General features: G+C 71.4%; 7 protein-coding genes. 6 read left to right on the forward strand and 1 reads right to left on the reverse strand.

What is annotated here, in order from left to right:
- The first annotated feature begins 657 nt into the window (after window positions 1-657).
- The 6 genes from AC5LSR_RS18030 (at window position 658) to AC5LSR_RS18055 (ending at window position 8,638) form a co-directional block, all read left to right on the forward strand.
- Window positions 658-1,824: a thiolase family protein gene (locus AC5LSR_RS18030; RefSeq protein ID WP_250292226.1), complete on the forward strand. Its 1,167-nt coding sequence runs from the start codon at window positions 658-660 to the stop codon at window positions 1,822-1,824.
- 81 nt (window positions 1,825-1,905) lie between these two features.
- Window positions 1,906-2,667, forward strand: a complete 762-nt coding sequence (locus AC5LSR_RS18035) for a 3-hydroxyacyl-CoA dehydrogenase (protein WP_250283750.1) — start codon at window positions 1,906-1,908, stop codon at window positions 2,665-2,667.
- Window positions 2,668-2,697: 30 nt separating this feature from the next.
- Window positions 2,698-3,408, forward strand: a complete 711-nt coding sequence (locus AC5LSR_RS18040; RefSeq protein WP_250283748.1) for a TetR/AcrR family transcriptional regulator — start codon at window positions 2,698-2,700, stop codon at window positions 3,406-3,408.
- 232 nt (window positions 3,409-3,640) lie between these two features.
- Window positions 3,641-4,498, forward strand: coding sequence for a hypothetical protein (locus AC5LSR_RS18045; protein WP_250283774.1), 858 nt, complete (start codon window positions 3,641-3,643; stop codon window positions 4,496-4,498).
- A 704-nt stretch (window positions 4,499-5,202) separates the two neighbouring features.
- The gene (gene katG, locus AC5LSR_RS18050; protein WP_250292225.1) at window positions 5,203-7,437 is read left to right on the forward strand and encodes a catalase/peroxidase HPI; all 2,235 of its coding nucleotides are present in this window, start codon (window positions 5,203-5,205) and stop codon (window positions 7,435-7,437) included.
- Window positions 7,438-7,786: 349 nt separating this feature from the next.
- Window positions 7,787-8,638, forward strand: coding sequence for a DUF72 domain-containing protein (locus AC5LSR_RS18055; protein WP_250283745.1), 852 nt, complete (start codon window positions 7,787-7,789; stop codon window positions 8,636-8,638).
- Window positions 8,639-8,779: 141 nt separating this feature from the next.
- Here AC5LSR_RS18055 and AC5LSR_RS18060 read toward each other — a convergent pair.
- Window positions 8,780-9,653: alpha/beta fold hydrolase (locus AC5LSR_RS18060; RefSeq protein WP_493468708.1), on the reverse strand; the 874-nt coding region annotated here is incomplete at its 5' end.

Consider the following 9,653-nt stretch of genomic DNA (forward strand, 5'->3'; position numbering starts at 1 on the left):
CCGGCCGCCGGGCCTGCTCCGGCGGGCTGGCCGGCGCCGAGCAGGCGCAGGGCCCGCGCGCGTTCCTCGGCCGTGCCGACCAGGCTGACCAGCGCGTCGGTGGCACCGAGGGCGCCGAGCGGCACCGAGGGCGCGGGCTGTCGCACCGGGCACGGCGCTGCCGGCGGGATCGGATCCCGTGCCGGTGGCGCCGGGGACGCGGCGTCCGTCGACGACCTCGCGGGCGACGAGATCCCGGACGGTGGTTCGGAAGCCCACGTGGTCCCGCTCGTGGCGCGTGCGTTCCGCCGTGGAACTCCCTGGTCGGGGGTGGCCCGATCGGGACAGAAAGAAGTCTTGTTTATCGATCGCTAAGATGGCCGGGGTGAACGATAGAGCAGGCGGGATGGGGGTCAATCCCCCGAAGGGGGAAAATCCTCTCCGTTACTTCAATTGTGATGACGGTTTCTGCCGGTCATCGGCTGTGGGGCTCGTTGCGGTCGCTGGCGGCGGGATCACGTCCACCGCTTGACGCGCCTGCCACTGGAGCCTAGCGTCCCTGTTTATCGATCGATAAATAAATGATCGTGGTTTGCCTGGGAGGCCCGTGGAAGCCGGCCCGTGGAAGCCGAGAGACCGGCCACGGACGGGTCCTCTCACCGCTGAGAGGAGCGCGGGATGAGCGACGCCGTGATCGTCGACGTGGTACGGACCGCGTCCGGCAAGGGCAAGCCGGGCGGGGCGCTGTCCGGTGTCCATCCGGTGGACCTGCTCGCGGGCGTGCTCCAGGCGCTCATCGAACGCACCGGCATCGACCCCGCCCTGGTCGACGACGTCATCGGTGGCTGCGTCTCGCAGGCCGGCGAGCAGGCGGCCAACATCACCCGGAGCGCGCTGCTCGCCGCCGGGCTGCCCGAGTCGGTGCCCGGCGCCACGGTCGACCGTCAGTGCGGCTCCAGCCAGCAGGCGGTGCACTTCGCCGCCCAGGGCGTGCTCGCGGGCGCCTACGACGTGGTCATCGCCTGCGGTGTGGAGTCGATGAGCCGGGTACCGATGGGCTCCCCGGCGCAGGGGCAGGACACCACCGGGACGCTGCTTGCCCGGCGCTACCCCGAGGGCCTGGTCCCGCAGGGGGTGTCCGCCGAGCTGATTGCCGCCCGCTGGAAGCTGGAACGCCAGGAGCTGGACGCCTTTTCGGCCCGCTCCCACCAGCTGGCCGCGGCCACCGCCGCCGCCGGCGGCTTCGACCGGGAGATCGTGCCCGTGGGCGGCCACCGGGTGGACGAGACCGTACGCCCCTCCACCACCGTGGCGGGGCTGGCCGGGCTGAAGCCGGCCTTCCTCGGCGTCCCCTCGGCGGCCCGCTTCCCGGAGATCGGCTGGCACGTCACCCCGGGCAACTCCTCCCCGCTCACCGACGCCGCCTCGGCCACCCTGATCGTCAGCGCCCGGGCCGCCGAACGGCTGGGCCTGCGCCCCCGGGCCCGGTTCCACGCCTTCGCCGTCACCGGCTCGGACCCGGTGCTGATGCTCACCGGTGTCATCCCGGCCACGCAGAAGATCCTCGCCCGGGCCGGGCTGTCCATCGACGACATCGACGCCTACGAGGTCAACGAGGCGTTCGCGCCCGTCCCGCTGGTGTGGCAGCGCGAGCTGGCCGCCGACCCGGCGAAGCTCAACCCCCGCGGCGGCGCGGTCGCGCTCGGCCACGCCCTGGGCGCCTCCGGTGTCCGGCTGCTGGCCACCCTGGTCAACCACCTCGAGGCGACCGGCGGCCGGTACGGTCTGCAGACCATGTGCGAGGGCGGCGGGATGGCCAACGCCACCATCATCGAGCGCCTGTAGCCGGGCCGGACGCCGTACAGACAAGCGGGACGCCCTCCCGGAACACCGGGGAAAGACCGCACTCCGTGGGAGGAAAGCTCCGTGAACATCGAAGGCAGTGTCGCGCTCATCACCGGCGGGGCCTCCGGCCTGGGCCTGGCCACCGCGTACCGGCTGCTGGACGCCGGGGCGTCCGTGGCCCTGGTGGACCTGCCGTCCTCCGACGGCGCGGCCGTGGCCGCCAAGCTCGGGGACCGCGCCGTCTTCACTCCCGCCGACGTCACCAGCGAGCAGGACGTCACCGCGGCCCTCGACATCGCCGGGCAGCTCGGGCCGGTACGCGTCGCGGTCAACTGTGCCGGCATCGGCACCCCCGGCCGGGTGCTGGGCAAGGACGGCCCCCTCTCCCTGGAGCTGTTCACCCGCGTGCTCAAGATCAACCTGATCGGGACCTTCAACGTCATCCGGCTGGCCGCCGCCCGCATCAGCGCCCACGAGCCCGTCGACGGCGAGCGCGGGGTCATCGTCAACACCGCGTCGGTGGCCGCCTACGACGGCCAGATCGGCCAGGCCGCCTACTCCGCGTCCAAGGGCGGCGTCGTCGGCCTCACCCTGCCCGTCGCCCGCGACCTCGCCGGCCGGCAGATCCGGGTGGTCACCATCGCCCCCGGCCTGTTCGAGACCCCGATGCTGGCCACGCTGCCTCAGGAGGCCCGCAGCTCCCTGGGCGCGCAGGTGCCGCATCCCAGCCGGCTCGGCCGTCCCGAGGAGTACGCTGCCCTCGTCCAGCACATCGTGGACAATCCCATGCTCAACGGTGAGGTCATCCGCCTGGACGGCGCCATTCGCATGGCCCCCCGATGATTTCCCCGGTGATTCCCTGAGGAGTCCCGCGTGAACACGGCACCGGATACGGCCGCCGGTGCCGCGAGGCGGTGGCGCGAATACCCACCGCTGAATCTGCACCCGGTGCTCAGGCACGCCATGGAGGCGTTCCACGAGCACGGCTACCACGGCACGTCGGTGCGCGACATCGCCCGCCGGGTCGGGGTGACCGTCCCGGCCCTCTATTACCACTACGAGAACAAGCAGGCCCTGCTGGTCACCCTGATCGAGACCTCCATCCGCGACGTCCTCGACCGCTGCCGGGCCGCGGTGGCCGAGGCCGGTGACGACCCGGCGGCCCGCTTCTCGGCCATGGTCGAGTGTGTCGTGCTCTACATGACCAACCGTCACCGGCTGGCCTTCCTCGACACCGAGATCCGCAGCCTCGAGCCGGAGAACCGGGCCCGGTACGTCGCGTTGCGTGACTATCTGGAGCACATGCTGCTCGACACGGTCGAGGCGGGTGTCGCCCAGGGCCACTTCACCACCCCCATCCCGGCCGACGCCAGCCGGGCGGTCCTGACCATGTGCCAGAGCGTGTCCATCTGGTATTCCCCGGACGGGCCGCTGCCGCCGGAGGCGATCGCGCAACGGTACGTCCTGCTCTGCCTGAGCACGGTCGGCTACACCGGCGACCACCCCCTCGGGCCGGGCCGGCCGGCCGGCGGCCAGCGCGGCCGCCCGCGGGCGGTCACCGGCACCCGCGACGCTTTCCGGTAACTTCGACGTACGCGGGGGGATCGCTTCCAGCCGTCCCACGCCGGTCTCGAGAAGGGCCCCCGGGCGCCTGTCAGGGACGCCAGCCGCCCTTTGTTTTTCCCTGTTTCCCCCTGCTGATGGAGGGACAGCCCCCCTACAGGGGAGGTTTCGCTCCCGTGACACCTCTTAACGTCCGGAGTGACGGCCGTCATATTTGTGATGGCTCCGGCGAAGGAGGCCCTCATTGGGACGCATGCCGCGGGACGTGGTGTCACACGAGCTCGATCTGCTCTGGCAGTCGATCTTCACCTGGGTGAGCTGGGCTCTCGTGCTCGGTATGATCATGGTCGCGCTCTATCTGTGGCGTAGGGAGCGGACGCCGTTCTATCTCTGCGCGCTGCTCGCGGCGGGCGTCGGGGCGTTCGCCGAGCCGCTGTACGACGTCGCCTTCGACCTGTGGTTCTTCGACGCGGACGCCGCCGGCAAGCCGGGCGCGATGTGGTCGCACTTCAGCGCCTTCGGCGTCGTGCAGCCCAACTGGACGCACAGCGGCTACATCATCCTGTACGCCGCCGTCGCGCTGTACGCCGGGCGCCGGATGTACGAGGGCCGTCTGAGCTACCGGGGGCTGTTCGCGATCTGGGGGGCGGAGATCCTCACCTCGTGCGTCTTCGAGACGATCGGCACCGGCGTCGACGTCTACACCTACTACGGCCCCTACGAGCTGCGGATCTGGAACTACCCGGCGGTGATCGGCGTGCTCGAGGGCACCCAGACGGTCCTGTTCACCGTCCTGGCCGTGCAGATCTGGCGGCGCGTCTCCAGCCCCTGGGGCCTGGCCTCGCTGTTCGCCGCCTTCCCGATCACGATGTTCGGGGCGAACTTCGGTATCGGCAGCCCCATCATCATCGCGCTGCACCTGGACGGCGAGGACTTCTCCCGTGGGCTCGTGTGGGCCGCGACCTTCCTCACGATCGCCCTGTGCGTCCTGGCCATCCACGGCGCGTCGAAGTTCCTTCCCCGGCCCCGCGCGGCCGCCGAGCCCGACGGCCTGTCCGTCCCGCCACGCGAGCGCGCCGCTGGGGTGACCGTTGGCGCGAGCGCGGCGTGACCATGGCGTGACCGCGGCATGACCGCGGCGTGACTACGCCCGCCACCCGGAGGGGCTCGGCTTGAGACCAGCGTCCCTCCGGGCCGGCGGTCTCTGGCCGCGGGAGCCCGGGGCCTTCGCGTCCGCGCCATGTTCCGGGACGCGGGCCCGGGCCGTTCCGGATCAGAAAGCATGCCCTCTGGATTCTTGACTGATTCCAGAAAACGGGCCAGGGTCGGGGACGTGACTACGGCCGTGGACCTCCGGCAGATACCGCGCGGGGCCACCCTGCGCGCGGCCCGTCCTCGGATGGCGGTGCTGAGCGCGGTGCGGGCGCGTCCGTGCGCCGCAACGGACCCGCTCGCCGGCGCCGTGCGCGGGCATCTGCCCGGGGCGTCCCACCAGGCCGGGTACGACTCGCTGCGTGCGCTGACGGCCACGAGCCCGGTGCGGCGCGTCCGTCCGTCCGGCTCCGTGGCTCTCGCTGCGGGTCGCGGGCAGGGGACGGCCATCACCATGTCGTGTGCCGGGTCGTGCGCCGGTCATCCGGCGTCATCGCCGACGTCGGCCGCGCCGTTGGTGAGGTGCCCTGCCCGGCCGCGTCCGACGGCCGCGGCTTCTCGACCGACGAGGCCGGGGTCATCCGCTGGGGCCTGCGTACCGGCTGCTCCACCGCACGCAGTTCCTGACCGCCCCTGATCCGCCTAGGCCCGGGAGGAATCTCAATGTCCGAGAACCACGATGCGGTCGTATACGACACAAACGCGGAGAGTAGTGGTAGTCGCCCGGCCGCGAACGGGCGTGTCCCGCACCCCACCCAGGGCGGCGGGAACCGCGGCTGGTGGCCGAACCGGCTCAACCTGAGGATTCTCGCCAAGAACCCCGAGGTGGCCAGTCCCCTCGGCAAGGAGTTCAGCTACGCCGAGGCGTTCCGGACCCTCGACCTCCCCGCCGTGAAGCGGGACGTCGCCGAGGTCCTGACGACCTCGCAGGACTGGTGGCCGGCCGACTACGGCCACTACGGCCCGTTCATAATCCGGCTGGCGTGGCACAGCGCGGGCACGTACCGCATCAGCGACGGCCGCGGTGGCGCCGGTGCCGGCCAGCAGCGCTTCGCGCCCCTCAACAGCTGGCCGGACAACGCGAACCTCGACAAGGGCCGCCGCCTGCTGTGGCCGGTCAAGAAGAAGTACGGCCAGCAGCTCTCCTGGGCCGACCTGTTCGTCCTCGCCGGCAACGTGGCCCTGGAGTCGATGGGCTTCACGACCTTCGGCTTCGCCGGCGGCCGTGAGGACGTCTGGGAGCCCGACGAGGACGTCTACTGGGGCCCCGAGAGCGTCTGGCTCGGCGACGAGCGCTACACCGGTGACCGGGAGCTCGAGAACCCCCTCGCCGCGGTCCAGATGGGCCTCATCTACGTCAACCCGGAAGGCCCGAACGGCGTCCCGGACCCGGTCGCCGCGGCCCGCGACATCCGCGAGACGTTCCGCCGGATGGCGATGAACGACGAGGAGACGGTCGCCCTGATCGCCGGCGGCCACAGCTTCGGCAAGACCCACGGCGCGGCCAGCCCGGACGAGCACATCGGCCCGGAGCCCGAGGCCGCCCCCATCGAGGAGCAGGGCCTCGGCTGGAAGAACACCTTCGGCACCGGCAAGGGCGGGGACACGATCACCAGCGGGCTCGAGGGCGCGTGGACGCCTACCCCGGTGACCTGGGACAACAGCTTCCTCGAAACCCTGTTCGGCTACGAGTGGCAGCTGACGAAGAGCCCTGCCGGGGCGTACCAGTGGAAGCCGGCGGACGGCGCCGGCGCCGGCACCGTCCCCGACGCCCACGACCCGTCGAAGCGTCACGCCCCGACAATGCTGACGACGGACCTCTCGCTGCGGCTCGACCCGATCTACGAGCCCATCGCCCGGCGCTTCCTGGAGCACCCGGACCAGTTCGCGGACGCGTTCGCCCGGGCGTGGTTCAAGCTGACGCACCGCGACCTGGGGCCGGTCTCGCGTTACCTCGGCCCGGAGGTCCCGGCCGAGCCGCTGCTGTGGCAGGACCCGGTCCCGCCGGTGGCCCACGAGCTCGTCGACGCCGCGGACGCCGCCGCCCTCAAGGAGCGGATCCTCGCCTCGGGCCTGTCCGTCTCACAGCTGGTCAGGACCACCTGGGCGGCGGCCGCGTCGTTCCGCGGCAGCGACAAGCGCGGCGGCGCCAACGGCGCGCGCATCCGCCTCGAGCCGCAGCGCGCCTGGGAGGTCAACGAGCCCGACCAGCTGGCCGTGGTCCTGCGCGCCCTCACGGGGATCCAGGAGGCCTTCAACGCCGCCCAGACCGGTGGCAAGCGGATCTCGCTCGCCGACCTGATCGTGCTCGCCGGTGACGCCGCGGTCGAACGGGCCGCCAGGAACGCCGGCTTCGACGTCGAGGTCCCCTTCACGCCGGGACGGACCGACGCGTCGCAGGAGCAGACCGACGTGGAGTCGTTCGCTGTGCTCGAGCCGGCCGCGGACGGGTTCCGCAGCTACCTCGGGAAGGGCCAGCACCTGCCGGCCGAGCTCCTGCTGATCGACCGGGCGAACCTGCTGACCCTGAGCGCCCCCGAGCTGACGGTCCTCATCGGTGGTCTGCGTGTCCTGGGGGCGAACTACGGGCAGTCGCCGCTCGGGGTCCTCACCACGGCCCCCGGGACGCTGACCAACGACTTCTTCGTCAACCTGCTCGACCTGGGCACGACGTGGGAGCCGACGTCCGAGGACGCGAACACCTTCGAGGGCCGCGACAGTGCCACGGGCGAGGTCAGGTGGACCGCCAGCCGCGTCGACCTCATCTTCGGCTCGAACTCCGAGCTGCGCGCGCTCGCGGAGGTCTACGCGAGCGACGACGCGCGGGAGAAGTTCGTGCGCGACTTCGTCGCGGCGTGGACCAAGGTGACGAACCTCGACCGGTTCGACCTCACCTGATCATGATCAGGTCATGACCTGATCGAGGCCCGGTCCTGACATCCTGGTCAGCCGGCCGGCCGGCCGGCCCGCGCCGGCCCCGGCTGACCAGGACGTTCCCGTTCCCGTTCACGGACCGGTCGGCCGGCTGGTCCGCGACGTGAACCGGCCGTGCCCAGCCGGCGTCTGGCCGGTGCTGGAACAGGAGCTGGGGCCCGGAGACGTGCGTTCCGTCGCCGGGGCGGGCCCGGCGCCTGGATACAGTACGTCCGTACAGGTATGTGTGCTGCGTGTGTCACGGTCGAGACCTGGAGGGCGAGCTCGGGCCCGGCTGTCATGGGCGCGGCTCGTTCACGGAGGGCTCGGGGCCATGCGTCTTCACGTGGGATGCGCGATGTGGACGCACAGGTCATGGCAGGGGCGTCTGCTGGCACATCCGCTCCCGTCCCACGAGCGTCTGCGCCACTACGCGAGCTGGTGCAACGCGGTCGAAGGAAACACGACGTTCTACGCGACCCCGGCCAGCGACACCGTGGTTTCGTGGGCACGGCAGACCGGCCCCGACTTCCGGTTTGTGATCAAGATGCCAAAGGTCATCACGCACGAACGCCGTCTCACGGACGTCGACGAGGCGCTGCACGCCTTCCTGGCGGCGATCGAGCCGCTCGGCCCACGGGCCCATGCCCTCTGGATACAGCTGCCGGGGTCGTTCGCTCCTGCCGACGTCCCCGCGCTCGCCCGCTTTCTGTGCCGGCTCACCAGGTCCCACCGGTACGCCGTGGAGGTCCGTCACCCCGCGTTCTTCAACGATCCTCGCGCGGCGCGGCTCCTCGAAGCGGCGCTTGCCACCGTGGCCGCCGAATGGATCCCATTCGACACCACCGCATTCTTCCAGAGCCCTCCCAGCAGCGATGCCGAACGGGACGCATGGACGAGGAAACCGCGCCTGCCGCTGCGGCCGCTCGCGTTGACCGACCGGCCGATCGTCCGCTACCTCGGCCGCGACGCCGCCGAGCGGACGATCGAGGGCTGGCAGCGTTGGATCGACATTGTCGCCGGATGGCTGCGTGAGGGCCGGTCACCCACCGTTTTTGTCCATACTCCGGACAACGCCGACGCACCGCCGCTCGCCCGCCGCTTCCACGACGAGGTCCGGGTACGCGTGCCCGGACTCGACGCGCTGCCCCAGCCGATACCGACCGAGCCCCTGACCCTTTTCTGACGCGGCGCGGGGGACGGTTTCCCGCGGCTCGCGGATTCCCCGCGAGCCGCGGATCCATCCCGGATGGAGGCGGTTCCCCCTTCGAGGACGGGGCAGATACTGTCTCCGGTCCCCGTCCTCGAAAGGGCTGGCCACGGGCTTTCAGCTTCCCTGGGTGGGACGACGCCGGCCGGTTTCTTCGAGCGCGGCGGCCAGAATCGGCCCGAGCTGGGCCAGTGCCTCGGGCCGCATCATGTGATGGTGCGTGCTTGCGATGGCGTGGATGGTGATCATGCCACCGACGTACGGCTGCCATGCCCGCGGTGTCGGGTGGTCGTCAGGCGGGCTGTCGGGGGCGGGCTGGGCCGCGGTGAACAGCAGCAGGTCCCCGTCGAAGCGGCCGGGGGTGAATCCCCGCAGCAGCCGGACGTTGTTGTTGGAGACATCGATGACGGCTGCCAGTGCGCGCTCTTCCAGGAGTTCCGCCGGAATGGTGCGCTTGCGGCGTAGGAGGTCCATCACGCGGTCACGGTCCAGTTCCTCGTCGAGTGGCCCCTCTTCGCTGAGGCCGGCGGCGTCGAGGAGGAGAGTGAGGACGTCCCGTTCGCTGAGCGGTGCCGCTTCTTGCGAGGATTCCGCCCCGAGGGGATAGGCGTCGAGCAGGGCCAGGAGCGCGACCTGCTCACCGGCGCGTTGGAGCTCGGCGGCCAGGGCATGGGCCACCACACCGCCGAAGGACCAGCCGAGCAGGTGGTAGGGCCCGGCCGGTTGGGCCGCGCGGATCTGCTCGAGATAGTCGGCGACCATCTCCTCCAGGGTGGCCGGCAGCTCTTCCGGCCCGGCCAGGCCCCGTGCCTGCAGGCCGTAGAGCGGATGGTCCGCGAGGTAACGCGCCAGCCCGATATAGGGCCAGCTGATACCGCCAGCCGGATGGACGCAGAACAGCGGAGGACGGCTGCCGGTGGGACGCAGGGGCAGCAGGACCTCCAGCATGCTCCCGCCGGTGGCGGGGCTGGCGCCGCTGGTGGTGGTTTCG

The organism is Protofrankia sp. CiP1_Cm_nod4, from assembly GCF_982290645.1.